Annotated in this window: 21 protein-coding genes and 1 pseudogene; 4 read left to right on the top strand and 18 right to left on the bottom strand. The window is 42.6% G+C overall.

Annotated elements, in window-relative coordinates; translation table 11 throughout:
- Positions 1-270: 270 nt before the first annotated feature.
- Positions 271-459, top strand: a pseudogene (locus E4T82_RS10070) (transposase); the annotation flags it as partial.
- A gap of 91 nt (positions 460-550) precedes the next feature.
- Here E4T82_RS10070 and E4T82_RS10065 read toward each other — a convergent pair.
- The 6 genes from E4T82_RS10065 to E4T82_RS10040 form a co-directional block, all read right to left on the bottom strand.
- Positions 551-1474: an ATP-binding cassette domain-containing protein gene (locus tag E4T82_RS10065; RefSeq protein ID WP_135182694.1), complete on the bottom strand. Its 924-nt coding sequence runs from the start codon at positions 1472-1474 to the stop codon at positions 551-553.
- Positions 1467-2552: an ABC transporter ATP-binding protein gene (locus tag E4T82_RS10060; RefSeq protein ID WP_135182693.1), complete on the bottom strand. Its 1086-nt coding sequence runs from the start codon at positions 2550-2552 to the stop codon at positions 1467-1469. The genes E4T82_RS10065 and E4T82_RS10060 overlap by 8 nt, the downstream gene beginning before the upstream one ends.
- A gap of 8 nt (positions 2553-2560) precedes the next feature.
- Positions 2561-3487, bottom strand: a complete 927-nt coding sequence (gene oppC, locus E4T82_RS10055) for an oligopeptide ABC transporter permease OppC (protein WP_135182692.1) — start codon at positions 3485-3487, stop codon at positions 2561-2563.
- A complete protein-coding gene (locus tag E4T82_RS10050) occupies positions 3487-4983 on the bottom strand; it encodes an ABC transporter permease (protein WP_135182691.1) in 1497 nt (498 codons plus the stop codon). The genes oppC and E4T82_RS10050 overlap by 1 nt, the downstream gene beginning before the upstream one ends.
- Before the next feature lie 63 nt (positions 4984-5046).
- Complete coding sequence (locus E4T82_RS10045; RefSeq protein ID WP_135182690.1) at positions 5047-7026, bottom strand: peptide ABC transporter substrate-binding protein; 1980 nt, start codon at positions 7024-7026, stop codon at positions 5047-5049.
- A 165-nt stretch (positions 7027-7191) separates the two neighbouring features.
- Positions 7192-9156, bottom strand: coding sequence for a peptide ABC transporter substrate-binding protein (locus tag E4T82_RS10040; RefSeq protein ID WP_135182689.1), 1965 nt, complete (start codon positions 9154-9156; stop codon positions 7192-7194).
- 369 nt (positions 9157-9525) lie between these two features.
- Between E4T82_RS10040 and E4T82_RS10035 the strand changes: the two genes are divergently transcribed.
- Positions 9526-10764: a serine hydrolase gene (locus tag E4T82_RS10035; RefSeq protein ID WP_135182688.1), complete on the top strand. Its 1239-nt coding sequence runs from the start codon at positions 9526-9528 to the stop codon at positions 10762-10764.
- A gap of 1129 nt (positions 10765-11893) precedes the next feature.
- On the opposite strand, the gene sufB is transcribed toward E4T82_RS10035, so the two are convergent.
- The 8 genes from sufB to E4T82_RS09995 form a co-directional block, all read right to left on the bottom strand.
- Positions 11894-13306 (bottom strand): Fe-S cluster assembly protein SufB, encoded by a 1413-nt coding sequence (gene sufB, locus E4T82_RS10030; RefSeq protein ID WP_135182687.1) that lies wholly within the window; start codon positions 13304-13306, stop codon positions 11894-11896.
- Positions 13307-13343: 37 nt separating this feature from the next.
- Positions 13344-13775, bottom strand: a complete 432-nt coding sequence (sufU, locus tag E4T82_RS10025; protein ID WP_135182686.1) for a Fe-S cluster assembly sulfur transfer protein SufU — start codon at positions 13773-13775, stop codon at positions 13344-13346.
- Positions 13762-14991, bottom strand: coding sequence for a cysteine desulfurase (locus tag E4T82_RS10020; protein WP_135182685.1), 1230 nt, complete (start codon positions 14989-14991; stop codon positions 13762-13764). The genes sufU and E4T82_RS10020 overlap by 14 nt, the downstream gene beginning before the upstream one ends.
- A 6-nt stretch (positions 14992-14997) precedes the next feature.
- Positions 14998-16260, bottom strand: coding sequence for a Fe-S cluster assembly protein SufD (gene sufD, locus E4T82_RS10015; RefSeq protein WP_135182684.1), 1263 nt, complete (start codon positions 16258-16260; stop codon positions 14998-15000).
- A gap of 29 nt (positions 16261-16289) precedes the next feature.
- Entirely contained in the window at positions 16290-17060 is a 771-nt protein-coding gene (gene sufC, locus E4T82_RS10010; RefSeq protein ID WP_135182683.1) for a Fe-S cluster assembly ATPase SufC, read from the bottom strand.
- Between the two features lie 80 nt (positions 17061-17140).
- Complete coding sequence (locus E4T82_RS10005) at positions 17141-18319, bottom strand: glycosyltransferase family 4 protein (RefSeq protein ID WP_135182682.1); 1179 nt, start codon at positions 18317-18319, stop codon at positions 17141-17143.
- On the bottom strand, positions 18316-19047 hold the full coding sequence (mecA, locus tag E4T82_RS10000) for an adaptor protein MecA (RefSeq protein WP_135182681.1): 732 nt from the start codon (positions 19045-19047) through the stop codon (positions 18316-18318). The genes E4T82_RS10005 and mecA overlap by 4 nt, the downstream gene beginning before the upstream one ends.
- A gap of 169 nt (positions 19048-19216) precedes the next feature.
- Positions 19217-20056: an undecaprenyl-diphosphate phosphatase gene (locus E4T82_RS09995; RefSeq protein WP_135182680.1), complete on the bottom strand. Its 840-nt coding sequence runs from the start codon at positions 20054-20056 to the stop codon at positions 19217-19219.
- A gap of 127 nt (positions 20057-20183) precedes the next feature.
- Between E4T82_RS09995 and E4T82_RS09990 the strand changes: the two genes are divergently transcribed.
- The gene (locus E4T82_RS09990) at positions 20184-21749 is read left to right on the top strand and encodes an ABC transporter substrate-binding protein/permease (protein ID WP_135182679.1); all 1566 of its coding nucleotides are present in this window, start codon (positions 20184-20186) and stop codon (positions 21747-21749) included.
- Positions 21742-22485, top strand: coding sequence for an amino acid ABC transporter ATP-binding protein (locus E4T82_RS09985; protein ID WP_135182678.1), 744 nt, complete (start codon positions 21742-21744; stop codon positions 22483-22485). Before E4T82_RS09990 ends, E4T82_RS09985 begins: the two co-directional genes overlap by 8 nt.
- Positions 22486-23047: 562 nt before the next feature.
- Here E4T82_RS09985 and E4T82_RS09980 read toward each other — a convergent pair.
- From E4T82_RS09980 to ilvC, 4 genes are all read right to left on the bottom strand, one after another.
- Positions 23048-23257, bottom strand: a complete 210-nt coding sequence (locus E4T82_RS09980) for a hypothetical protein (RefSeq protein WP_075098784.1) — start codon at positions 23255-23257, stop codon at positions 23048-23050.
- An 82-nt stretch (positions 23258-23339) separates the two neighbouring features.
- Positions 23340-24233 (bottom strand): SPFH domain-containing protein, encoded by an 894-nt coding sequence (locus E4T82_RS09975; protein ID WP_135182677.1) that lies wholly within the window; start codon positions 24231-24233, stop codon positions 23340-23342.
- A 95-nt stretch (positions 24234-24328) separates the two neighbouring features.
- Positions 24329-25579 (bottom strand): threonine ammonia-lyase IlvA, encoded by a 1251-nt coding sequence (ilvA, locus tag E4T82_RS09970; RefSeq protein ID WP_135182676.1) that lies wholly within the window; start codon positions 25577-25579, stop codon positions 24329-24331.
- A gap of 121 nt (positions 25580-25700) precedes the next feature.
- On the bottom strand, positions 25701-26723 hold the full coding sequence (ilvC, locus tag E4T82_RS09965; protein WP_135182675.1) for a ketol-acid reductoisomerase: 1023 nt from the start codon (positions 26721-26723) through the stop codon (positions 25701-25703).
- Between the last annotated feature and the right edge of the window lie 59 nt (positions 26724-26782).

Genomic DNA, 26782 nt, shown 5'->3' with positions numbered 1-26782 from the left:
ATCTTTTTTTGTTCATTGACGGTTTATGTTGCCATAAACCACCCTGCACGTTTGGTTCGTCTTCTTTAATTTTCAAAGGTCTTGTAATGCCGATCTCTCAAGCGACAACTATATTAGTATATCACCTCTTCTTTTTCATGTCAACTACTTTTTCTCGTTTTTTGCAAAAAAATTTAAAAATTTTTACTTTGCTTTTTTACTTTCGTAAAATTCAAGTTGAAGTTAACCATCCCTGATACATTCACTAGGGGGACTTGTAGTTGACCAAAACATATCACCAATGCCATTGAACTTCCTTATTCTAACGCCGATCTTGAAGCTACCAACAAGTTCATTAAAGACATCAAGCGAAATGCTTTTGGCTACAGAAACTTTGACCGCTTTACAAAACGCATTTCCCTCGCTTTGAACATCAAAAAAGAGAAGACGATTTTCGTCTCCTCTCGTGTTTCGTTATAAGTTACCCACTATAGTGGACAAAGCATCAAATAAAAAACCCATATTTAGGCTAGGCAATCTGCGCTCCCTAAATATGAGGTGATATCCGTTTTTACAATTCCTTTTTGTAGCGAGCAATCTCAGCTTGATTTGCCCATACGAAATGTCCTGGACGAATCTCTACCATCGTCGGCTTGTCAACACTGTAATCGTGCTGATCTGGATTGTATACTTTCAACACTTTTTGTCGTTCTAAAAGTGGATCTGGAATCGGCACTGCTGATAAAAGTGATTGGGTATACGGGTGAATAGGATTGTTAAACAACTCTTCTGTTTCAGCAACCTCGACAATAACCCCTTTGTAAATAACCGCAATACGATCCGAAATGAAACGAACAACAGATAAATCATGAGCGATAAACAGATAGGTTAACCCAAGTTCTCTTTGGAATTTTTTCAAAAGATTCAAAACCTGAGCTCGGACAGATACGTCTAAGGCTGAAATAGGCTCATCCGCAATAACAAAATCTGGTTTCATGACCAAGGCACGGGCAATCCCAATCCGTTGACGCTGTCCACCTGAAAATTCGTGCGGATACCGTGTCAAGTGCTCTGCCAAAAGCCCAACTTCTGTGATAATTTCCTTGACTTTCGCCTGACGTTCTTCTTCATCTTTAAAGAGCTTAAAGTTATAGAGACCTTCTGAGATGATGTAGTCAATCGTCGCACGTTCGTTCAAACTCGCTGCTGGGTCTTGGAAAATCATTTGGATTTTCCGAATCAATTCAGCGGATTCTTCTTTTGATTTCTTACCATTGATTTTTTTACCCTCATAAAGGATGTCACCACCACTGGTATCATTCAAGCCGATAATCGCACGGCCAATCGTTGTCTTACCAGAACCTGATTCTCCTACAAGCGAGAAGGTTTCTCCCTTATTGATGAAGAAATTTGCGTTTTTTACAGCTACAAACTTCTTACTTCCTTCGCCGAAGGAAATTTCCAAATCTTTAACTTCTACTAATTTTTCAGTCATTTCCTTCCTCCTCTAAATCTATGCTGGCAAAGCTAACCTTTGAGCGAATCTTATCATGCAAATCTTCAATCACAGATGGCTTATAAACTCTAGGAGCATCCTCATGGAGCAACCATGTCTTAGCCCAGTGTGTATCTGATACCTTGAAAACAGGCGGATGTTCTTCGAAATCAATCTGCATCGCATAATCAGAACGAAGAGCAAACGCATCACCTTTTACAGGTGTGTAAAGCGACGGTGGTGTTCCAGGAATTGAATACAATTCTCCTTTTTCATCTGCCAACTGCGGAAGGCTGGAGAGCAGGCTCCATGTATAAGGATGACGAGGATCGTAGAAAATTTCTTCTACCGTTCCATACTCTACTACTTCACCCGCATACATCACTGCAACTTTATCTGCAATACTTGCGACTACACCAAGGTCATGGGTGATAAAGATGGTTGTAAAATGGTATTCTTTCTGCAAGGATTTCAACAAGTCAATAATCTGTGCTTGAATCGTCACATCAAGGGCTGTTGTCGGCTCATCACAGATTAAGATATCTGGGCGACAGGCAAGAGCAATCGCGATAACAATCCGTTGACGCATTCCACCTGAATACTGGAAAGGATACTCGTTAAAACGCTTCTTCGCCTCAGGAATCCCAACTTTTTCCATATAGTCAACAGCTAATTCCTTGGCTTCTTTTGGATTTTTCCCTTGGTGCTTAACAATGACTTCGACAATTTGGCTACCGATAGTTTTGATTGGATCCAAGCTTGTCATTGGGTCTTGGAAAATCGTCGCAATTTTACCACCACGGATTTCAGCCCAGTCCTTGTTCGCTTTTAAAGCTGTTAAATCTTGGCCACGGTAGTCAATGCTTCCGCTTGCTACACGGCCATTTTCTTCAAGCATTCCTGTAAAAGTCTTTGTCAATACAGACTTCCCAGATCCTGACTCTCCTACAAGGGCCAAGACCTCCCCTTCAATCAACTCAAGGGAGACACCACGAATAGCGGTTAACACTCTGTCACGAACGTCAAATTCCACGACAATATCGCGAGCAGTCAATATTACATTTTTTTGAATTGTCATATTTACTCCTATCTATGTGTACGTGGATCACTAGCATCCGCTAAATTTTGACCAACAATGAAAAGTGAGAGAGAAACCAAAATCAAGGTTGTCAATGGAATCCAGAACAAATATGCATTGGTTGTTACATTTTGTGAATAATCTGAAATCAAGCGTCCTAAACTAGGCACCGTAACTGGCAATCCCAATCCAAAGAAGGATAGGAATGCTTCCGTAGAAATGAACCCTGGTAACAACTGAGTTGAATAGGTCACAATGACCGAAATCAACTGTGGCAAGATATTTTTCGTCACGATTTTCGTGGTCGGAGTCCCCAAGGTCTGACTTGCAAGGTTATACTCCAAGTCTCGATAACGCAAAATTTGCACACGAATAGAATAGGCAATCCCAATCCAACCAGTCACGGTCATTGCGAAAATCAAATTCCAAAATCCTGCCCCGATAGAATAGGTCAAGACAATAATAATCAAGAGTGACGGAATGTTTGAGAGAACATTATAAACTTCAAGCATGATTCGGTCAACAGACTTGGAAACACCCCAGATTCCACCAACAATGACCCCAATTACCATATTGATAAAGGTCGCAATAACCGAAATCAAGATTGAATTTCTAGCGCCAAACCAGACACCATCAAACAAAGATTTACCGTTACTATCTGTTCCAAACCAATGCTCAGCATTTGGCTTGATATAACGCGCGCTAAAATCATTCACCTTGCTGACGTCGTTGTAATCAAAATCTGAGAAGAGCGGGTAAACAAAGCTAATCACAACGATGGCCGCCAGAATTCCCAACATCAGAATAGTCGATTTTTTCTTCATAAATTGACGTAAAACCGATTTCCAATAAGAATAGGCTGGCGCATCAATCGCTTCGGAGGCAAAATCATTGCGCTTAACGAATTCAAATTTCGTTTTATCAATCGTAGCCATTATTTACCTCCTTTTGATGTTAATTTAATACGTGGATCAATCATTACCATGAGTAAGTCACCGAGTAGCAAAGCAAAGATAGATACTGATGTAAAGATGAAGACAAGACCAACTACCATTGAGTTATTGGCCGCCTTAACAGAGTCAATGAGCATTTTACCCATACCTGGATATGCAAAGATTGTTTCAGTCAAGGTAGCTCCCCCGATAACCCCAATAATGGCTCCTGGAATACCGTTAACCAAGGGAACCATGGCATTTTTAAAGATATGCTTGTTGGAAATTTCTTTCTCTGAAAGTCCTTTTGCTCTTGCAAAACGCACGAAGTCTTGTGATTGCAAGTCAATCATATAACGGCGAATCCAGATAGCCTGACCCGGAATATATAAAAGTCCTAAAACAATTGACGGTAAGGCATAGGATTTCCAGTTTCCTGCACCTAAAATCGGGAAGGAGTCAGGTAAACCCATTTGAGAGCCAATCAACCGAACAATATACACTAAAGCAATTGTTGGAAGAGCCATCAAGAAAGTCAAAACGCCTGTTGAAATACTATCAAACCAAGTATTTTTAAAGCGAGCCATGTAAGACCCCAAAGGAATGGCTACAGCATACGAAATCGCAAGCCCAATCAACCCAGCAATCGCAGAGCTGACAATCATAGATGGGTATTGATAATTGTTTTCCGTTGCAGTATATGGGTCATCCTTGCCATAGTTTGCAACTTCACGAGAGTCTGCCTGGCTTGGTGATTTATAGGTACGGGAATAGATATTTACAGAAGAGGTCTTTTTCCCTGTTGGAAATTGTACTTCCGCTGCCTTGGTTTGCCCTTGACCTTGCGTGATAACTTGCAAGACAGGGATATTAGAATAGGTTGGATATGAATTTCCTAAATTAAGTGTTACAAAATTCTGATGAATGTAAGGGAATTGGTTGTTAAAGTACAGAAGATATTTATGCTTCGTTCCTGAACCAACTACTGACCAGCCAATCGCTGGATCATTTTCAACACGAATGTACCGTTGTAAATCAGGGTTCGTTTCATCCTGTATCACATTTGGGTGATCGATCTGAATGAGGTTTGCATAAAAATCTAACACACGTTCAAAAGGTGGGACTTCGCGCGTCGCATAAAATTGCTTGCTTTCCGTAAATTGACCAAGTTTCCAGCCACGACCTAATTTGTTCACATACTCTTCGTACATTTTTTTATTATCTTCGGTCGGTTCAACCGTTACAGACGGGAACTCTTTACTAGCTTTTTCTTGTAATTCCTTGGTATCGTAATAATCAATATAGCCCATTCGTTCATAAATGGTATTTTCATAATTATCGCGCTTATCATCGGTCGTTGCTATCTTGTTATAGTTCGGATCTTGCTTAAAAATCAATCGTCTAGGTACCAAGGTATAAATAATGGTATAGGTTAGTGCCGTCACTAAGAAGATTGACACGATCGAACGCAAAATACGCATGAATATATATTTTTTCATAAATTATTTCCTTCAATTTCAAAAGAACCTTCTCGGATTAGGAGAAAGTTCTTGTGAGTTTTTTTATTCTACGTGACTTTCAAGGTCTTTTTGTGCTTTAGCATTTGACTCTGCTTTTTCTTCAAGCCATTTCTTGCGGGCTTCTTCGTATTGTTTTTTGGTAACGACATCTTTACCAACTTTGAGGTACTTGTAGTATGAGGAAGAACTCTTGTTACCACTTGTCGCAGATGCACCGCTGAATGGCTCAACTCTTGATAGGAATGGAGCTGCTCCAGAGCTTGCCATTGTTGGCATTAAGAGAGAACTATCTGCCATCCAAGCTTGAGCTTCTGCATATTTTTCGTAGCGAGCTGCAATGTCGGAAACTTCTTTATTAGCGTCGCCCGTCAATTTGTTATATGTATCAAAGCCAACTGCTTTGGCATTTGCGTTATCAGCTCCTTCGAAACCGAAGTAGGTCTTCGTTTGGTCAGGATTTGTTGATTCCAAGATATCCAAGTAAGTTGAAGGATCGCTATAATCTGGATTCCATCCTACCAAACCTGAAATATCCCAATCCTCTGCTTTGGCGTTCGCAGCATAGTAGGTAATGTTGTATGCATCGTCTTCTGACATCATTTGCAAATCAATCACTACATTTTCTGAACCTAAGACACTTTCAACAGATTGTTTGAATGATTGCATCCGAGATACATAGTTCTTAGATGTTTCTACAACTGGGGTGTCCAAATGAATAGGGAAAGTAACTCCTTCAGCTTCCAATGCTTTTTTAGCTTTTTCAAACTCTGCTTTGGCTTTTTCTGGATTGTAGATACCGTTAACAGAATCAGCTAATTTCACATCTTTCCATTCATCGCCGTAAGAAATTATTTTTTCTTCTACTACATCACCGAAAGTCTTTTCTCCTACAGATACAAAATCAGATGGAACAAAGAGATTACGTACCGCATACTCTGCGCCATCTTCACCATTCACTTGAGAAGAATAGGCCTTGCGGTCAAAAGCAAAGTTTACTGCTTGACGGAAATCTTTATTAAGAAGAGCTTTCTTAGTCGAATTTTTCTCTTCATCTGTCTTTTTAGATGTGTGTTCGTAAGTTTGACGGTCGATATTGACACCGATTGCACCACTTCCTACACCAGGTTGTGTCACGAAGATATTATCTTTAAAGTCTTCAGCAACCTTAGCGTAGTTTGGACTTGAAGGGAAGAGACGAGCTACAGAGTAAGCTCCCTCAGTGAAGTTACGAGCTAGTGAGTCGACGTCCTGTCCATCATAGTAAGACAATTTTACGCTATCGAGGTGAACATTGTCTTTATCCCAATAATTTTCATTTTTAGCAAATTCAACAGATGATTTTGAAACGAGAGATTTCAAAAGGAAAGGACCGTTGTAAAGGATAGAACTTGGATCTGTTGGCTGCGCAAATTTGTCGCCTTTTGATGTCAAAAATTCTTCGTTTACAGGGAACAAAATTCCGTTAGTTGTTTTAGAGTTCCAATATGGTTCTGGACTGTTTAGAGTGTACTGAACTGTGTAGTCGTCAACAGCTTTGATTCCAACACTTGCAAAGTCTGTTGATTCACCCTTAACATACGCATCCAATCCTTTAATAGAGTCTTGAATCAAGTAAAGTGATTCTGATTTTTTATCGGCAGCATGTTTCAATCCAGCCACAAAATCTTGCGCTTTCACCTCAGCATACTCTTCGCCGTCAGATGTATACCACTTAACACCTTTGCGAAGCGTGTAGGTATAAGTCAAACCATCTTTAGAGACTTTCCAATCTTCAGCCAAAGATGGAACAAGGTTGCCGTACTGATCGTTTTCAAGCAATCCGTCTACACCGTTTGTCACAATATCAAGTGTAGAAGCCTTGGAGGTAGTCAAATAGTCCAAGCTTTCTGGGTCAGCACTGTAAACGTATCCGTATACGCTTTCATTTCCAGCTGAAGAACTAGAACCACCTGAGCAACCAGCTAGCACCCCAACGCTTAGCAAGCTCACTCCTGCCAACATCAACAATCTCTTTTTATTCATGGTAACTCTCCATTAATTTTTTCTTGGTTCTTACATTATATCATAAAAAAAACTTAAAGTACAACAAATTTTCTGAATATTTTTTTGATTACAACGTTTGATTGAATGGATAAATGAAGCTTGAAGATAGAAAATGGGCTAAGCTTACAGCTTAGCCCTTACTGATTATTTTACATGTTTTGCCAAGTCTTCTTGGTATTTCGCGTTGGATTCAGCTTTTTCTTTGAGCCATTTCTCACGTGCCGCTTCATAGTCTTTTGTAGTTACAATGTCTTTTTGAACTTTTTTGTATTTGAAGATTGTAGCGTCACCCTTAGTTCCGACATCAGAAGTTGGTGATGAGAATGGAACAACTTTAGTAAGCTGTGGACGTCCACCTTTAGAAATAGTTGGGATAATCAAGGCGCTATCTTGCAACCAGGCATCTGCTTCTGCATATTTTTCATAACGCACTTTGACATCCTGCTCTTTATTGGCTTCTTTTAGCATCTCGGTATATGTATCGAGACCTACTGCTTGAATTTTAGGATTTGCTTCCCCTGGTTCTAAACCGATATTTTGAAGCATACCACCATTGTCCGTATTTAGGATATCTAGGTAAGTAGATGGATCTTGGAAGTCTGGACCCCATCCTGAAATCGCAAAGTCATAATCTTTTTGAGCGGCTGTTGTCGCAAAGTAAGTCGCGTTATTAACATCATCTTCAGATTTGTTTTGAAGATCAATCACAACGTTTTCTACTCCAAGAGAGGCTTCGATAGACTGTTTGATAGAACTCTTTCTAGCTACATCATTTTTATCTGTTTCAATAACCAACAGATCTATATGAATTGGGAATTTCACACCTTTTGCTTCCAACTCAGACTTAGCCTTCGCGATTTTTTCTTTGGCTTTTGTTGGATTGTAGTACGCATTTGTCGCATCAGCCAAGTTGATGTCTGCCCACTCTGTACCGTAAGTCACTAGTTTCTCAGTAACAACATCACCATACGTCTTATCTCCGATTGATACAAAGCTTGGTGGTACAAGGGTATTACGAAGGGTGGTATTAGCCAATTTCTCCCCGTTCATTTGCGCATTCATTCCTGCCTTATCAAGGGCAAACTTGATGGCTTGACGGAAGTTTTTGTTTAAAATTGCTTCGTTAGTTGCTGTCTTTTGGGCATCATCTTTCTTCGAAGTGTACTTGTAAGACTTACGATCCAAGTTGAAATTCATAAAGTAGGTCGTTGCATCTTGCTGGGATACAATGATATTATCCTTGAATTCTTCTTCAATAGCAGGGTAGCTAGTTGTAGTTGGATAGAGGGCAGCTCCTGTATAGGCACCGTCTTTGAAGTTACGAGCTAAAGACTCTAGGTCTGAGCCATCAAAGAAAGCTAGTTTGACAGTGTCGATATGTACATTGTCTTTGTCATAGTAGTTTGGATTTTTTGCATATTCCATAGAAGACTTCGCAACCCATGACTTCAAGAGGTATGGTCCGTTTGAAAGGATACTATCTGCTTTTGCAGCTCCAAAGTCGCTACCTTTTGACTTCAAGAACTCTTCATTAACTGGGAAGAGGATGCCCATGGTTGTTTTTGAGTTCCAATATGACTCAGGGGCGTTCAAAGTGTACTCTACTGTATAGTCGTCAATAGCTTTTACACCAACGCTGCTGAAATCATTTGTTTTCCCTTCAGCATAGTCTTTCAAGCCTTTGATAGAGTCTTCAACGATGTAAAGAGCTTCTGATTTTGAATCAATGGCATGTTTCAAACCTGTGACAAAGTCTTGAGCTTTGACATCCGCATATTCTTCACCTTCAGAGGTGAACCATTTAGCGTCTTTACGGAGTTTGTAGGTATAGGTCAAACCATCTTTTGAAACAGTCCAATCTTCAGCTAGGGATGGTACCAAATTGCCATATTGGTCGTTTTCAAACAAACCATCAACCAAGTTACTGGTCACTTCAGAAGTTGAGGCACGGTTGGTCACTGTATAGTCCAAGGTATCTGGATCTGTCGCGTAGACATAGGAATAGACACTTTCTTCAGAAGCAGTTGAACTACCTCCACCACAAGCTGTAAGGAGCACTCCTGTGCTCACGAGAACACCAGCTGTTACAAGCCATTTTTTCGTTTTCATCGTATTTTCTCCTTTTATGTTAATTTTTATAACATATTCTGATTATAGCAAATATTCAGACAATTGTAAAGATTGAAACCGCTGTTTTTATAAAAAAACATCTTTTTAAAAATTTATTCATTTTTTTGTATTAAAACTGAATAATACGCATAAATATTGGATTTTTTTGCACCACAAGAATACCTGTCGTCTCCTTAAAAGTGATAAAATATCATTTTTCTAATAAAATAACGTAATAAAATCTGATGTTATTTGTTATTGGTTTAGAAAATATGTGCAAGTTGAATGTTGTACTTGTGATAGATTTAAGGAGTACGGGGCTTTTATGATATAATAGAAATGAATGGTAACGAAAGGTATATGAAAGATATGAAACGACTGATATATTTATCCCTGATTGCTCTTTTAGTCGCAGTAGCGCTACCCGTATCCGTCCATGCTACGGACAAGTATCGTACCGATGCAGAACATGCTATTGCGATTGAAGCACAGACTGGCAAGATTCTATACGAACAAAGTGCTACTACTCCAGCAAGTATCGCCTCCATTTCTAATTTGCTGACGATCTATCTGGTATATGAGGCGATTGACCAAGGAAAATTAAGCCTTGACACACCTGTTGCTATTTCAGACTATGCCTATAACCTGACTGTCACCTCTCCTGTGACTAATATCCCATTGGACAAACGCTCCTATTCGGTTCAGGAATTGATCGACGCGTCTTTAATTGCTTCTGCTAACAGCGCAACGATTGCACTGGCAGAGCAGGTAGCAGGCAGCGAAGTGGCTTTTGTGGATTTGATGAAGGAAAAATTAGCCTCTTGGGGGATTTCAGATGCGACGATTGTCAATGCAACTGGCTTAAGTCAGGAGCTCTTAGAAAACAAGGAACTTTCTGAAAACCAGAAGGCCACCGAAAACCGCTTGTCTGCTCTCGATGTAGCCATCGTCGCCCGCCGTTTGATTGCCGACTATCCGCAGGTACTGCGTGTGACATCTCAGTCTCATTTCCAGTTAAATGGAACGACCTACTACGGCACAAATCCGATGCTCAGAGGCGGAGTCTATGAGCGAAATGGCGTAGACGGTCTCAAGACAGCTTCTGGAACCTCTATGGTCGCAACTAGTGTTGAAAATAATATGCGAGTCATCACCGTCATTTTACACACCAAAGAGGGTGATGTATATCCTGAAAAACGTTTTATCGAGACCATAAATCTGATGAACTATGCCTATCAATATTTTGTCTGGACTCCTATCGTAGAGGCTGGTCAACCGTATCACGATAGTAAAGTGAACGTCTTTAATGGTAAAGAAGCGACTGCTCCAGCCGTAGCCAGTCAAGACCTCATGTTTGCAAAGCGAAAACGCTATAAAGAGGAAACACTAGCCAAGGCTAAGGGACTCGATAAGGTATTTGATGCACCGCTCACTAAGGGCACTGTCCTTGGAAGCCTAACCTTGCATGATACAGATCTGATTGGACATGGCTATGTCGACAACAAACAGCCAAGTATAGACTTGATCGCTGCCCAGGACACACCTCCTGCAACTTGGCCATTTTCTTGGTGGAATCACTTTGTGCGGTATGTGAATGAGAAACTATGATCGAAAATAAAAACTTTAATTCTTATATCCTACTCTTGGGCGTAAATGCTGCCTGCTGTGCAATTGTCACTTTCATTTTGCACGAAATCCTTCCTGCTATCCTAACACTCTTTCTTCCTATATTCTTATATAAGATGATAAGAGAGGCCATTTATCAAGGATTTCATCGATTTGGGTTTTATGCTATCTTGCGTTTAGAAGAGATCGGTTTCAGCTATCGCAGACTGTATCTGCCAGATTTCAGACCCCATACGACCGAATCTTTGAAGCGTCCTCAACAGGCTGGTCTCACCTTGAAATGTCTCTATATTTTCCTAGATAGCATCCTTATAGCCATCTGCTTTACCATTTGGATTATCTGCCTCCATTTTCAATTTGAAGTATTCCGCTATCCTGAGTTCATCACTGTCAACCTATTTTTGTTGACAAGCCTAGTATGTTACCTGTTGAGGAAATACGGAGAAAAAAGGACTCGGAAAAATATTTGCCAAATATACCCTAGCTATTGAGCACGGTGATCCTACCTTTCGCAAAATATAGTGAATTGAATAGAGGTTAGAAAATCGTTCAGTCGCTTTGATGAACGTCCGTTCTATCTGTGTAGCTCCTTGCCTTGTCTTCCTCCTTTCTCAATCCACTATAAAAAGCATAACCTGTAAGAACATGAAAAATCGCAGTATTTCTGAACTGCGATTTTTTATATACTGCCATGTCTTTCCTCGTTTCCAACTTCTATTGGTGATTCTTTGGTTTGAAAAGCCTTATAGCTTTTCAGCTTAGTCCGAAAATAGCGGCTTCTTCGAGGGTTAAACTGTAGAAATGCTGTCGCATTTCCCTATCTCCAACTTCTGTCGGAGATTCTGTGGTTTGAAAAGCCTCATAGTTTTTCAGCTGGGTCCGAAAAATGATTGCTCAAGTGGTGATTATGCTGTAGAAATGCTGTCGCATTTCTTTATCTCCAGCTTCTGTCGGTAATATGACGGCAATCCATAAGCCTATGCTTATGGATTTGCTCGGTTTTTATTTATAACCTCATCATTGTAGAAATGCTGTCGCATTTCCCTATCTCCAACTTCTGTCGGAGATTCTTTGGTTTGAAAAGCCTCATAGCTTTTCAAACCTAAAGAATCTAACCGACAGAACCCTCCATTTCGTATGCTATCAAGCGGTTGAGTTCGACGGCATATTCCATTGGGAGTTCTTTGGTGAAGGGCTCGACAAAGCCCATGACAATCATCTCTGTGGCCTCGCCTTCTGATAGACCACGGCTCATGAGGTAGTAGAGTTGCTCTTCTGAAATCTTCGACACTTTTGCCTCGTGTTCCAAGGCAACCTGCGAGTTGTGGATTTCATTAAATGGAATGGTATCTGATGTTGAAATGTCATCCATGATAATGGTGTCACATTCGATGTGGCTGACTGATTTCTTGGAATTGCGGGCAAAGGTGACTTGACCGCGGTAGTTAACCGCTCCGCCACCCATGGCAATGGATTTCGAGACGATAGAGGAGCTAGTATGCGGTGCATTGTGAATCATCTTGGCACCTGTATCTTGGTGTTGACCGGTATTGGCAAAGGCAATGGACAGCATGGTTCCCCTTGCTCCCTCACCGTCCAGGTAAACAGACGGATATTTCATGGTAGTCTTGGCTCCCAAGTTTCCGTCGATCCACTCCACTGTTGCATCCTTCATCGCGCGCGCGCGCTTGGTCACAAGGTTGTAGACATTGTCAGACCAGTTCTGAATCGTTGTATACCGCATGTAGGCACCATCAAGGGCAAAGATTTCAACAATCGCTGCATGCAAGCTATCGCTCGAATAGGTCGGTGCTGTACAGCCCTCCACATAATGCACACTTGCTCCCTCATCCACGATAATCAAGGTTCGCTCAAACTGTCCGGTGCTTTCGTTGTTAATGCGGAAGTAGGTCTGTAGAGGAATGTCACACTTGACCCCTTTGGGTACATAGATAAAGGTCCCCCCTGACCAAACAGCACTATTTAGGGCAGCTAATTTATTATCAGTCGGTGGAACGAGCTTGGCAAAATACTGTTTGAAAAGGTCTGGATATTCTTTCAAAGCGGAGTCTGTGTCGGTAAAGATAATGCCCAACTTTTCAAACTCTTCTTTCATATTGTGGTAGACCACTTCTGATTCGTACTGGGCAGCTGCCCCTGCCAAATAGGCACGCTCTGCCTCTGGAATCCCGATACGCTCAAAGGTTTCCTTGATTTTTTCTGGCACATCGTCCCACGAACGGGCTGGTTTGTCAGATGCTTTTTGGTAGTAAATTAAGTCATCAAAATCAATCTCTGAAAGATCAGCTCCCCATGTTTCAAGGGGCATTTTTTTGAAAGCCTCATAGGATTTGAGACGGAACTCTAACATCCATTCTGGTTCATTTTTAGCTGCCGATAAGGCACGAATAACTTCTTCATTCAAGCCTTTTCCTGTCGACATAATCGGCTCTACATCATCATGAAAGCCAAATTTATACTCACCAAGGTCAATCGGTTTTGGCTCTACTCTTTCTTCTGCCATTCTTTCCTCCTCTATGATCTATCTTCTATTTTATTTTCTATTCTTCTAATCCTCTTTTGAGGGCATTCCATGCTAATGTCGCACATTTCACGCGCTGGGGGAATTTGGCAACGCCTGCCAGAAAAGCTGCATCTCCTAATTCTTTCTGACGTGCATCCGTCTGACCTTGCACCATTTCTGAAAAAACTTGCGCTAATTCAAGACCTTCTGCTTTGGTCTTTCCAAGCACAAGGTCAGTCATCATGCTGGCTGAAGCGGTTGAAATGGTACAGCCTGCATTGACAAAGGCAATGTCTTGAATCATTTCTCCGCTGTCATCGAACTTCAAAGATAGGTTTATCACATCGCCACAAGTGGGATTGTTCAAATCCACCTGATGAGCCCCGTCAATCCTTCCCTGATGATGAGGGTGCTTCGAATGGTCGGCCACGACAGCCATGTAAAGACTCTCTAGTTTAGAAAGTGCCATTGAAAAACTCCTTTGTTTTCTCCAGTGCCTCCAGCAATTTGTCACAATCTTCCTTAGTGTTGTAAAGGTAGAAACTAGCGCGAACCGTTGATTGCACTCCCAAATAGGCAAGAAGTGGCTGGGCACAATGATGTCCTGCCCGAACAGCTACCCCCTCATAATCAAGCGCCGTTGCTACATCATGAGGATGTAGCCCTTTCACATTAAAAGAAATCACACCTGAACGCTGGGCTAGCTCCTGTGGCCCATAAATCTCAATCCCTTTCATTACCTGTAATTTCGGAAAGAGATAGGACATCAATTCTTGCTCGTGAGTCGCAACATGCTCCATACCGATTTCTTCCAAGACATCAATAGCTTTGGCAAGTCCAATGGCACCTGCCATATTGGGCGTCCCTGCCTCAAACTTCCAAGGCAAGTCTTTCCAAGTAGCAGATTGCTCATAGACAAAGTCAATCATTTCACCGCCAAACTCCACCGGCTCCATCTGCAACAACCACTGCTCCTTGCCATAGAGAACACCGATTCCTGTGGGTCCCAACATCTTATGGCCTGAAAAGGCAAAGAAATCCACATCTAAATCTAGCACATCAATCGCTATATGAGGGATTGATTGGGCTCCATCTACCACCATGATTGCTCCTACTTGATGAGCAAGTCGGGTGATTTCCTTAATCGGATTGACCACACCTAAGACATTTGACACATGAGTAATAGAGACAAATTTGGTCTTGGACGATAACTTGGACTGCAGATCCTCCATGTCCAAATATCCATCTTTCAGATAGACATAGACCAGTTTGGCTCCTGTCGCTTGACAGACCTGTTGCCAAGGAATGATATTGGCATGATGTTCCATAATGGAAATCAGAACTTCGTCACCCGTTCGCAACATTTGAGCTGCAAAACGGGCTACCCAGTTGAGGCTACTTGTCGTCCCCCTTGTAAAGAGCACTTCTTTGGTAGACTTCGCGTGGATAAACTGCCTCACGCGTTCGCGCGCCGCTTCATAGCGACTGGTTGCTCGCTCTGCCAAGCTATGAACACCTCGGTGAACATTGGCATTGTCTGTCTGGTAGTAGTCCAGTATCTCTTCTAATACGGCTTGAGGTTTCTGAGTAGTTGCTGCATTATCGAGATAGACCAAAGGCTCATCATGAATCAACTGGTCTAAAATCGGAAATTCTTGTTTGATGGCATGGCTATCTACTGGCATGGCTTCTTACCTCTTATTTAACTTTTCTTCAATCCCGTCAATCATCTCATCACGGGCTTCCTTAACAGGAATTTCTGTAAGCACTGCTCCCAAAAAGCCACGTACGACCAAGCGTTCTGCTGTCGCCTTGTCCAAGCCGCGACTCATGAGATAGTACATGTCTTCAGGATCCACCTGACCGATAGAGGCAGCGTGTCCTGCTGTCACATCATTTTCATCAATCAAAAGGATTGGATTGGCATCACTTCGTGCCTGATCTGACAACATCAAGACACGGCTTTCTTGCTGGGCATCTGCTCCCTTTGCTCCCTTGATGATATGTCCAATCCCGTTAAAGGTCAGGGTTCCTTTTTCCAAAATAACCCCATGTTGGAGGATATTGCCAATCGAATGACGACCATAGTTGGTCACGCGGGTATCAATTCCTTGAATCTGCTTGCCACTTGATAGGGCGACTACCTTCATATCAGCGTAACTACCATCCCCATACAAGTCGCTGTCAAAATCAGCGACGACATTTCCCTCGTTCATGACACCGATAGCCCAGTCAATGCCGGCATTTGCACCTAAGGAACCACGGCGGCTCATATAGGTTGTCACCTGCTGCCCCAAGCGGTCAATCGCTGCAAATTTAATCTGACTACCTGCCCCTGCAATCACTTCTACGGTGATATTGGCACTTGCTTTTTCGCTACCTGCTCCGATACTTTCAAAACGCTCAAGGTAGTTTAACTTGGCATTCTTTCCTGTAACGATAAGAACATGTTTATTAAACGGAACGTTACTTTCACTATCTTGGTAGAAAATCCCCTCAACAGGAACATTGATTTCCACATTGTCAGGAACATACAAGACAGCACCGCTGTTGAAATAAGCTGTGTGGTAGGCTGCCAACTTGTCCGTATCCGCTGCAACTGCCTTGGTAAGGTACCGCTCTACCACCTCTGGAATTTCTTCCAAAGCTGTGTAGAAATCTGTAAAGACTACACCGGCTTCTGCCAACTCTGGCGATAATTGCTCAAAGACAGTCTGTGTGCCGACTTGAACCAACTTGGGATTGTCTCCCAAGGCTGTGAAGTCAGGGACATTGGCTGAAAGGTCATTTTCGGCAATCGTGCCGTCTCCCAGATTCCAGCGATGGAATTTCACCCGCTCAATCGTTGGTAAGCCTAGTGTTTCTATCTTTTCAAAAGCTACTTGACGAAGGTCACTCAACCAAGCTGGCTCTGCATGCGCCTGTGAAAAAAGTTTAATGGCTTCTTTTGTCATCGTTTTCCCCTTTCTGAACACGTTTCGCCTTAAACTTCCTCTTCGTAAGTCAAGCCTAATTCTTCTGCAATTTTCGCATATCCTTCTTTTTCAAGACGAATCGCAAGCTCTGGACCACCTGATAATACCACCCGGCCTTCCATCATGATGTGGACCACATCTGGTGTAATGTAGTTCAAGAGACGTTGGTAATGGGTGATAATCATGGCCCCAAAGCCTTCCCCACGCATAGCATTAACCCCTTTTGATACGACTTTCAGAGCATCGATATCAAGACCGGAGTCAATCTCATCAAGGAGGGCAAAGGTGGGCTCCAACATCAAGAGTTGCAAGATTTCGTTTCGTTTTTTCTCACCACCTGAAAAGCCTTCATTGAGGTAGCGCTCTGCCATTTCCTCTTTCATGTTCAGCAATTCCATTTTTTCATCGAGTTTGGTAATGAAATCACGAACAGAAATCTTATCATCGTCTTCTTTTCCAGCATTCATAGCTGCGCGTAAAAATTCGGCATTAGTAATACCTGGGATTTCACTTGGGTATTGCATAGCAAGAAAGAGCCCCATACGAGCACGCTCATCGACTTCGAGTTCCAAGACATTGACACCATCAAATAAAACTTCCCCTTGGGTGACTGCATAGTTTGGATTTCCCATGATAGCTGCTGAAAGGGTGGACTTCCCTGTTCCGTTTGGCCCCATAATGGCTGCAACTTCCCCTGTTTTCAGGGTCAAGTTCACTCCTTTTAAGATTTTTTTGCCTTCGATCTCTACGTGAAGATCTTTGATTTCTAGTACTGACATACCTACCTCCATTCATTTTATCTGATATATTATACCAAAAAAGAGCCAAATAGGCTCCTTCTTTGTTTAGAGAATCATTCTTATCTTCTATTTTTCCGCTTTGCTTCTTTCTTGGCTCTCTTTTTGGCTAGGTATTCCTGTCTGGCATCACTATTGCCAATAAAGCGCAAGACATTGAGAATAGGCGTTCTATTTTCTCCAAAAATCCCAATTAGCTCACTGAGGATTTCTACTCCAAATAGCATTGCGACTATCAAGAGGACACCTCCCCAGCGGCTCGATACATTTAAGAGTAGCGAAGTGAGAGAAAAGATAAACGAGATCGCATAGATAACAAGTACCGTTCCACGATGTGTCAAGCCAAGCGACAAGAGACGGTGATGCAAGTGCATGCGATCTGCTTCATAGATTTTCTGACCTGATAAGGTCCTACGAATAATCGCAACCAAGGTATCAGTAATCGGTACTCCTAGGATAATCATCGGCGTCACCACGGCAACTGCGGTGGAATTTTTCAGCCCTTGAAGGGATAGTACCCCAATCATAAAGCCGATAAATAGGGCCCCTGTATCGCCCAAGTAGATAATGGCTGGATGGTAGTTATAGGGAAGAAATCCAACAATCGCAGCCACCAATACAAAGACCGTTAAGGTCAAGTAGATATTGCTATCGTGGAGGAAAAAGTAGGAGACAATTCCCATAGTGGTCAAAGAAATAATGGACACCCCCGACACCAGACCATCCAGACCGTCAATCAGATTGACCGCATTGGTGATGGCCACAATCCAAAGAATGGTTAAAAAGAAGGATAACCAAGCTGGAAAATGGAGCATTGGCCCGCCAAAAGGAATCTTGAAATTATCAAAACGAAACTCGGTAAAAAACCAAATAATGGCCGCCGCAACAAGCATCCCCACCATCTTTGGCAAAGGACGTAGTTCCTTGATATCATCAATCAATCCTGTAAGAATAATGATACCGCTAGCAAAGACTAAGGGCAAAATATACTCAAAATAAGTTCCTCGAGGCGATATGTGGATGACCACGAAGGGCAAAAAACACATAGTCGCTAAAAAGAAAGCAACAAAAATCGCTAACCCACCCGCCGTAGGCATGGGAACCTTATTGATCCGTCGTGCATTGGGGTTGTCGACCGCTCCAATCCGGAGCGCTAAAAAACGGACCAAGGGGGTTGCAATAACGGAAACCATCATTGTAAGTACAATGACAATGATGTACTGCAAAGCAAAGGGAATCATACTAAGCTCACCTTCCCAAGCTCTTCAATCGCACCCACAGGAAGCAACAGAACTCCGTGCTCTTGAAGTACCGCACGCGAAATGGACGTGTCATCTGCATGCTCTAACATACGTGACAAGACGTAGTCTGGATAACGCGTCGAACGATTTTCGATATTGATGAGAACCGTCATGTAGTAACGACCGTTCATCTTATATAATTCAGACTCTTCAATGGTGAAATCAAGAAGGGACACAAATCGAACTGCTTCTTGCAAACTCGCAAAGTCCAGAATATAGTAAATATACTGGCGGTCTTCTACAGCTACTTCTTCTGCTTCTGTCTCTTCGGCCTCTACTTGCTCCAGATGTTGGACAGCCCTATCATCTCCTGCACTCTTTTCCCGAATCGTCTTCTCTAGTGTCTTCAAAAATTCATCCGGTGTCATGTGCGAAATGTCATCCAAATCTGCCATATCCGCAAAATCATCGAAGTTTAAGTTTTGATCAATATCTGACTTGGTGACAAAAATATCCACCTTGTCTGGCTTTGGCGTCACCCGAAAACTGAGCATGCCACTTTCACGAAAAGTTACTGGCAGATCTAATTCATCCAACACTGTGTAGAAAAATTCCTCTGTCTTTTCCTGCGGCACCAAAAAATCCGCGATTTCCATACCGCGCTCTTCCAAATCTTCCATTTTAATCGTGATTTTCAAGGTCGAATCACTAATTTGTTTCATCTTCATCTCATTACCTCATACTCTTCCATCCCTCTCAAACGATGATTTGAGAACCTGCATTTCATTCATTATACAAAAAAATAGCCTCTTTTACAAAAGAAAAGAGATTTCTTCACTCCAAAGGTAGAGGGTTTTTGCTACAATACAAAAACGCAGCTTCGGCCGCGTTCCATTCTTAAAAGATAAGAGTTCCTAAATAGTAGAGAACCAAGAGTGTTCCTAGCGCAATACGGTATTTTCCAAAGAAGGTGAAATCGTGCTTTTTCACGTAATCGGTCAAGAAACGAATCACAACTAAAGAAACGCCAAAGGCTGTCAGCATGGCAACAAGGAGCAACAACCACTGACCTGCCGTTACACTCAAGCCTTTCACAAGAAGTTTTAGGACTTTCAACAGACTTGCCCCAAACATAATCGGAATCCCTAAAAAGAAAGTAAACTCGGTCGCCACCTCACGGCTAGTCCCAAGAAGAATCCCTCCCAGAATCGTGGCACCTGAACGGCTAGTTCCAGGAATGAGGGCAAGGACTTGAAAGAGACCAATGTAGAGGGCCGTTTGATAAGACATCTTACTCAAAGAGACAACTTGTGGCTCACGAGCCTTCTGCCATTTTTCAACATAGATAAAAGCGACACCATAGAGAATCAACATTAAGGCCACAACAATGAAGTGATACAAATGGTCATCCAGCCAATCGTCAAATAAAAGCCCCAAAATAGCTGCTGGTAAAGCTGCAATCACCACTTTTGCCCACAATTGCCAGGTCAAGCGAATCTCGCGACTTGATTTCCCCGGCTGAAAAGGGTTGAGCCTGTCGAAGTAGATGACCATGACAGCTAAGATTGCGCCTAACTGAATCACAACATTGAACATGGACGTAAAATCAGCACTGACATTTTTAAAGGACACAAATTCCTGCACCAAAATCAGGTGGCCTGTACTCGATATCGGCAACCATTCGGTGACTCCCTCTACAAGGCCAAAGAAAATCGCTTTTAGAATCTCAACAAACATAGCTTACTCCTTCTTCATTTCCCTTCATTATACCACAAACCCGAATGAAAATGGAGTTTTTTTCAATTAGTTTGCAATCTGTCTGAATTTTTTATACAATATAACTACTTTTTGAAAAGGAGAGATTATGAAAAAACGATTATTGATACTGCTTGCAGTGCTCATGGCTGTGTTCTCTATCAGCACGGGTGTTCAAGCAGATGAATATCTTCGTGTCGGAATGGAAGCTGCTTATGCGCCGTTCAACTGGACACAGGAAACAGGTGAAAACGGGGCTGTGCCGATTGAAGGAACCAACCAATTTGCGAATGGGTACGATGTTCAAGTCGCAAAGAAGATTGCGGAACAAATGGACAAAAAAGTCCTTGTGGTAAAGACCAAATGGGAAGGACTGGTCCCTGCACTAACTTCTGGCAAAATCGACATGATTATTGCTGGCATGAGCCCGACAGAGGAGCGCAAGAAAGAAATTGCCTTTTCATCTAGCTACTACACCTCTATTCCAACGCTTGTTGTGCGTTCTGATAGCAAGTGGGCTGATGCTCGCTCGATTCAAGAATTTACAGGAGCAAAAATCACTGCTCAGCAAGGGGTCTATCTCTACGATTTGATCGACCAAATGCAGGGCGTTGAGAAACAGACAGCTATGGGAGATTTCTCCCAGATTCGCCAAGCCCTTGAAGCTGGTATCATCGATGCCTATGTGTCAGAACGCCCCGAGGCTCGCACAGCTCAGGAAGCCAACCCTGCCTTTCACATGGTGGAATTGACCAAGGCTTTTGAAACCAATGCAGAAGATGTCACAATTGCTGTCGGCATGCGCAAGGACGATGCGCGCATCGCCCAGGTCAATCAGGTGCTTGAAACCTTTACAGAAAAAGACCAGCTCGCGCTCATGGATGAGATGATTGAACATCAACCCATTGAAGCGGCTAGCGAAGAAGTCAAATCATTCTTTCCTATCCAAGTCTGGAATATCCTAGTCAATAACTGGCAACAACTCTTACGTGGAACTGGTATGACCCTGCTCATTTCTATCCTTGGAACCATCATCGGTACTGCCATCGGTCTCTTAATCGGTGTTTTCCGTACTGCTCCAAAGGCTAACAACAAGGGACTTGCTTTCCTTCAAAAAGCACTTGCCATTCTCATCAATATCTATATTGAAATCTTCCGTGGTACGCCGATGATTGTCCAATCCATGGTTATCTACTACGGAACAGCTCAAGCCTTTGGCTTGAATTTGGATCGAACCTTGGCTGCGATTTTCATCGTATCGATCAATACGGGAGCCTACATGAGCGAAATCGTCCGCGGAGGAATTTTCGCTGTCGATAAGGGGCAATTTGAAGCGGCTACTGCTCTTGGATTTACCCACAACCAAACTATGCGAAAAATTATCTTACCGCAAGTTGTCCGCAACATCTTGCCTGCTACTGGTAATGAATTTGTCATCAACATTAAGGATACATCCGTATTGAATGTGATTTCAGTAGTAGAGCTTTACTTCTCAGGAAATACCGTAGCGACTCAGACCTACCAATATTTCCAAACCTTTACGGTTATTGCTATCATCTACTTTATCTTGACCTTTACGGTCACTCGTATCCTGCGCATGATTGAAAAACGCTTTGATACGGACACCTACACGACTGGTGCCAACCAAATGCAAACGGAGGTGCTTCATGACTAATACGATTTTAGAAATCAACCATTTGAAAAAAGCCTTTGGCCAAAACCTGGTCCTCAAAGACATCTCCTTGACCGTTAAAAAAGGCGAGGTCATCTCCATCATCGGCTCTTCTGGTTCCGGAAAATCAACCTTCCTACGCTCCATCAACCTCCTCGAAACACCGAGCGAGGGAGAAATCCTCTATCATGGTGAAAATGTCTTAGCAAAAGGCTATGATTTGACAACCTACCGTGAAAAATTGGGCATGGTCTTCCAATCGTTCAACCTTTTCAATAACCTGAATGTCTTAGAAAATGCCATTGTTGCTCAAACCACGGTCTTGAAACGGAGCCGCACGGAAGCCGAGCAGATCGCCAAAGAAAATCTCAATAAGGTCGGCATGACAGAGCAATACTGGCCTGCTAAATCAAGCCAGCTCTCAGGCGGGCAAAAACAGCGGGTAGCGATTGCCCGCGCTCTCTCTGTCGATCCAGAAGTGATTCTCTTTGACGAGCCCACTTCTGCCCTTGACCCTGAGATGGTAGGCGAGGTACTCAAAACCATGCAAGACCTAGCCAAGTCAGGTCTCACCATGATTATCGTGACCCATGAAATGGAGTTTGCCCGCGACGTTTCAGACCGCGTCATCTTTATGGACAAGGGACTGATCGCTGAAGAAGGTAGCCCACAACAAATCTTTGAACAGCCACAAGAAGAACGTACAAAAGAATTCCTCCAACGCTTTCTTAAGATGTGAGAGCGTGAAAAGCACAAAGTGAAAATAGGAAATCTGACGAAGAGTTATTAAACTCTAGGAAGATTTATCTTTTTCACACAGTGCTTAGCTCGAACTCAGTTTCTTAAGATATGAGGGCGTTAAAAAGCGACTGTACCACAAGGGTATCCATATCCGTAAGCGAACAAAATTCGCAACGGCTACGGCAAAAATAGGAGCCTGACGTAGTGTTCGATGAACACAAGGAGGGCTATCCCTAAAGGGATTCTCAGCTGTAACTGGCTAAAGACAGAACAGCTGCCTATCTTTTTTCCGAGCTTTTAGCCCGAATTCAGTTACACAAGATATGAGGACGCATTAAAAAAGCGACTGTACTCTCGTTGAAGAAACAATCCACTGGATTATTTCTTCTGTATCTGTAAAGCAGGCGTAACATGAGAAGAATTTCCAGCCCCTATTTCTCACCTCCAAATATCGTATACATTTGGAGCTATGAATGGCGAAAAACACCAGCTAACGTCTGTTAGCTGGTGTTTTTCAAGAGTAAAAGAGGGGACATCATCTCCTCTTTTTCACGCTTCAATTAGTTCTCAAATTTTTTATGATTTTTGTCATAAAAATCGATAAGTCCCAAAGCAGTAGCAAATGAAATGTTGTCAATTTTTGCACGACCTTGTGCAAGAGCAATCACTGACATTTCACGTGCGTTTGTCTCTTTACTGATACGGTATCCAGTAATTTTCTTATCGCGTACCCAACCGACAACTGCGGCCACTTTTTCATAACTAGTCATGAGAAACCCCTTTCTTTTTAATCACTCATTAGTTTATTATATCCTCTCTCTCTTGTCAAGTAAAATGCGTAATAAATATGCATTATTTTGCTTTTAGAGCAGATAATATTTGTGCACGAATATCTTCCATGCCTTCAGGACTTGCTGGCAAGAAGATTGTGCTATTTCCGGTATGTGAAAAATTATTTAGCGTATCCAAATATTGGTTGGTCAACAGAATGGACATAATTTGTTCTTCGGTCAAGCCGATATTGGATTCTTTCAATTCTTTAATCGAATCTGCCAACCCATCCACGATCGCTTTTCGCTGTTGGGCAATCCCTACACCATGCAGGCGGTCTTTTTCTGCTTCGGCTTCGGCAGCTGTGACAATCTTAATCTTGTCTGCTTCTGCCAATTCTTGAGCAGCAGCACGTTTTCGTTGTGCCGCATTGATTTCGTTCATCGACTGCTTGACTTCTGCATCAGGTTCCACCTTGGTAATCAAGGTTTTCACGATGATGTAACCATAGGTAGACATTTCTTCTGCCACTTGTTTTTGAACTTCAAGAGCGATTTCGTCTTTTTTCTCAAACAATTCATCCAGCGTTAATTTTGGAACAGATGAACGAAGAGCGTCTTCGATATAAGACTTAATCTGCGCTTCTGGACGCATAAGTTTGTAGTAGGCATCTGTCACGTTGTTTTCATTTACCCGGTACTGAGTTGCAACATTCATAGTTACAAATACATTATCTTGGGTCTTTGTTTCCACCACAATCTCACTTTGGAGCAGGCGCAACTGAATCCGCGCTGCAATATGGTCAATGCCAAATGGAAGTCGGAGATGAATCCCACTCATGCTCAGCTTCTGGTATTTCCCGAACCGTTCAATGATGACAACCGATTGCTGACGCACTACATAGAGCGAGCTAAGGACAATCACCACCGCCAACAAGACAACCAGAATAAACACGATACTAAGAATACTAATCATCACGTATCCCTCCTTTTCTTTTAGAGAATATTGTACTATTTTATTTAAGAAAACACAAGTGAAAACAGTTTCGATTTTTAAAAATCGTTTAACGCTTACACCAGCAGACTATAGAGGGTTTCATTTCCTCGCAGATTGATAAAGGAGGGGTCAAACTTTTCCATGCGCTCAATCAGGCCAGCATAATCATGTTTATCCCCGAGAGCCACCCCAATCAAGACAGGTCCCGTCCCTTTACTGGCTCGTTTGATATATTCAAAACGAGTAATATCATCATTTGGTCCCAAAATATCGGTTACAAACTCGCGTAGGGCTCCAGGACGTTGCGGGAAGTTCACGACAAAATAATGCTTGATACCATCGTAAATGAGCGCCCGCTCTTCCATTTCCGGCATGCGGTTGATGTCGTTATTGCCCCCTGAGATGATACAGCAAACGGTCTTACCCTTGATATATTCGCTCAAGACTTCAAGGGCTGCAATGCTAGCTGCTCCTGCTGGTTCTGCGACAATCCCTTGCTTAGAATAAAGGTCAATCAAGGTTTCAGAAATCAAGCCCTCATCCACACCGATAAGATTTTCCACATGCCTGCGTGTTACTTCATAGGCCAGTTGCCCTACTTTTTGCACGGCAATTCCGTCTGCAAACTTGTCAATTTCTTTTAACTTGACAGGCCCGCCTGCCTCAAAGGCAGCTTTCATGCTCCGAGCGCCCTCAGCCTCTACACCGATGACTTCAATCGCAGGATTTTTCTCCTTGATATAGGTCGCAACCCCTGCAATTAAACCGCCACCACCGACTGGCACCAAGACCGTATCAAAATCAATCGACTCCCGCTCTGCTTCTTCCATGATCTCATAGGCAACCGTCCCTTGACCCGCCTGAACATGGACATCATCAAAAGGAGCAATAAAGGTGCGATTTTCACGCTCAGTAAAATCTTGAGCGGCTTTGGCAGACGCATCAAAGGTATCTCCCACCAACTTGATGTCGACCATATCGCCGCCAAAGAAACGAACCTGTCCAATTTTTTGTTGCGGTGTCGTAATCGGCATAAAAATTGTTGCAGGTATTTTCAATTCATTACAGGTAAAGGCGACACCTTGGGCATGATTTCCTGCACTGGCACAGACCACTCCGCGCTTTCTTTCTTCTTCACTCAACTGGGAAATCGCATAATAGGCCCCACGAATCTTAAAAGAGCGTACACGCTGGGCATTTTCCCGTTTGAGATAAATTTTTGCCCCATACTTTTCCGACAGATAGCGGTCATAATCCAGTGGTGTATACACCACCACGTCCTTCAACACCTTATGAGCACGGACAACGTCCTTAGCTGTTAACATAACTTCTCCTTCTGCTTACATGAAAATAAAGTGAGAAAAATCTAGCTTGTACAACCAACTTTCCTCACTTCCTTTATATCACTTGCTAGATAGCTTGTTTTCGCCTACTATCTGAACATTCTTAGTTATAGATTTTAAAAGCATCGTCATCGTTTTTACCAACAAATGGCATGGCTTTGCGAAGCTCTGCTCCCACCTTTTCAATTTCGAGGTTGGCAGCTGCCTTACGGTATTCTTCCATGCGTGGACGACCTGCTCTGTAGTCTTCCACAAAGTCATTGGCAAATTTACCAGATTGAATGTCTGCCAAAACAGCTTTCATATTTTCCTTGACTTGATCAGTAATCACACGAAGACCTGATACGTAATCTCCGAACTCAGCAGTGTTAGAGATAGACTGACGCATTTTCTTAAAGCCACCTTCGTAAATCAAGTCTACAATCAATTTCATTTCATGAAGCACTTCAAAATAAGCAAGTTCTGGTGCATAGCCTGCCTCTGTCAAGACTTCAAAGCCTGCTTCCATAAGGGCTGTCAAACCACCGCAGAGAACGGCTTGTTCGCCGAACAAATCTTCTTCTGTTTCTTCTTTAAAGGTTGTCTCAAGGAGACCGACACGCGCTGAGCCAACCCCTTTCGCCCAATCCATTGCGATGTGCTTGGCATTACCAGTCGCATCTTGATATACTGCATAAAGGGCTGGTACTCCAAAGCCGTCTTCAAAGGTACGGCGAACCAAGTGCCCCGGACCTTTTGGCGCACACATGAATACATCCACATCCGCAGGAACCTTGATAAAACCAAAATGAATATTGAAACCGTGAGCAAAACCAAGGGCATTCCCCGCTTCCAAGTTTGGAGCGACTTCTGTTGCATAGAGGTCTGCTTGGATTTCATCAGGCGCTAGAATCATGATGACATCTGCTTGCTTAGCAGCTTCCGCCACCTCAAATGTCTCAAATCCGTCCTCTTTTGCCTTGTCAAATGACTTACCAGCACGCACACCGATGATGACATCGTGACCTGTATCACGTAGGTTTTGTGCATGGGCATGTCCTTGTGAACCATAACCAATCACAGCGATTTTTTTACCGTCGAGTGCTGCTACTGTTACATCTTTTTCATATTGTATTTTTACTGTCATCTTTTCTCTCTTTTCTATTTTTTTCTTATTACTTAATGAAAATCAAAATGAAGCTAGTT

This window comes from Streptococcus cuniculi, from assembly GCF_004570575.1.
Classification (GTDB): domain Bacteria; phylum Bacillota; class Bacilli; order Lactobacillales; family Streptococcaceae; genus Streptococcus; species Streptococcus cuniculi_A.
This window is presented reverse-complemented; position numbering and strand designations above follow the sequence as displayed.

Bases quoted from the DNA above. Each gene is read 5' to 3' on its own strand.
- ilvC (WP_135182675.1), bottom strand. From the start codon at position 26,723: ATGACAGTAAAAATACAATATGAAAAAGATGTAACAGTAGCAGCACTC.
- E4T82_RS09995 (WP_135182680.1), bottom strand. From the start codon at position 20,056: ATGTTTGTTGAGATTCTAAAAGCGATTTTCTTTGGCCTTGTAGAGGGA.
- E4T82_RS10035 (WP_135182688.1), top strand. From the start codon at position 9,526: ATGAAACGACTGATATATTTATCCCTGATTGCTCTTTTAGTCGCAGTA.
- ilvA (WP_135182676.1), bottom strand. From the start codon at position 25,579: ATGTTAACAGCTAAGGACGTTGTCCGTGCTCATAAGGTGTTGAAGGAC.
- E4T82_RS10040 (WP_135182689.1), bottom strand. From the start codon at position 9,156: ATGAAAACGAAAAAATGGCTTGTAACAGCTGGTGTTCTCGTGAGCACA.
- sufU (WP_135182686.1), bottom strand. From the start codon at position 13,775: ATGGCACTTTCTAAACTAGAGAGTCTTTACATGGCTGTCGTGGCCGAC.
- E4T82_RS10020 (WP_135182685.1), bottom strand. From the start codon at position 14,991: ATGCCAGTAGATAGCCATGCCATCAAACAAGAATTTCCGATTTTAGAC.
- E4T82_RS09980 (WP_075098784.1), bottom strand. From the start codon at position 23,257: ATGACTAGTTATGAAAAAGTGGCCGCAGTTGTCGGTTGGGTACGCGAT.
- E4T82_RS10045 (WP_135182690.1), bottom strand. From the start codon at position 7,026: ATGAATAAAAAGAGATTGTTGATGTTGGCAGGAGTGAGCTTGCTAAGC.
- sufD (WP_135182684.1), bottom strand. From the start codon at position 16,260: ATGACAAAAGAAGCCATTAAACTTTTTTCACAGGCGCATGCAGAGCCA.
- E4T82_RS09985 (WP_135182678.1), top strand. From the start codon at position 21,742: ATGACTAATACGATTTTAGAAATCAACCATTTGAAAAAAGCCTTTGGC.
- E4T82_RS09975 (WP_135182677.1), bottom strand. From the start codon at position 24,233: ATGATTAGTATTCTTAGTATCGTGTTTATTCTGGTTGTCTTGTTGGCG.
- E4T82_RS09990 (WP_135182679.1), top strand. From the start codon at position 20,184: ATGAAAAAACGATTATTGATACTGCTTGCAGTGCTCATGGCTGTGTTC.
- E4T82_RS10060 (WP_135182693.1), bottom strand. From the start codon at position 2,552: ATGACAATTCAAAAAAATGTAATATTGACTGCTCGCGATATTGTCGTG.
- sufB (WP_135182687.1), bottom strand. From the start codon at position 13,306: ATGGCAGAAGAAAGAGTAGAGCCAAAACCGATTGACCTTGGTGAGTAT.
- E4T82_RS10005 (WP_135182682.1), bottom strand. From the start codon at position 18,319: ATGATTCCCTTTGCTTTGCAGTACATCATTGTCATTGTACTTACAATG.
- sufC (WP_135182683.1), bottom strand. From the start codon at position 17,060: ATGTCAGTACTAGAAATCAAAGATCTTCACGTAGAGATCGAAGGCAAA.
- oppC (WP_135182692.1), bottom strand. From the start codon at position 3,487: ATGGCTACGATTGATAAAACGAAATTTGAATTCGTTAAGCGCAATGAT.
- mecA (WP_135182681.1), bottom strand. From the start codon at position 19,047: ATGAAGATGAAACAAATTAGTGATTCGACCTTGAAAATCACGATTAAA.
- E4T82_RS10065 (WP_135182694.1), bottom strand. From the start codon at position 1,474: ATGACTGAAAAATTAGTAGAAGTTAAAGATTTGGAAATTTCCTTCGGC.
- E4T82_RS10050 (WP_135182691.1), bottom strand. From the start codon at position 4,983: ATGAAAAAATATATATTCATGCGTATTTTGCGTTCGATCGTGTCAATC.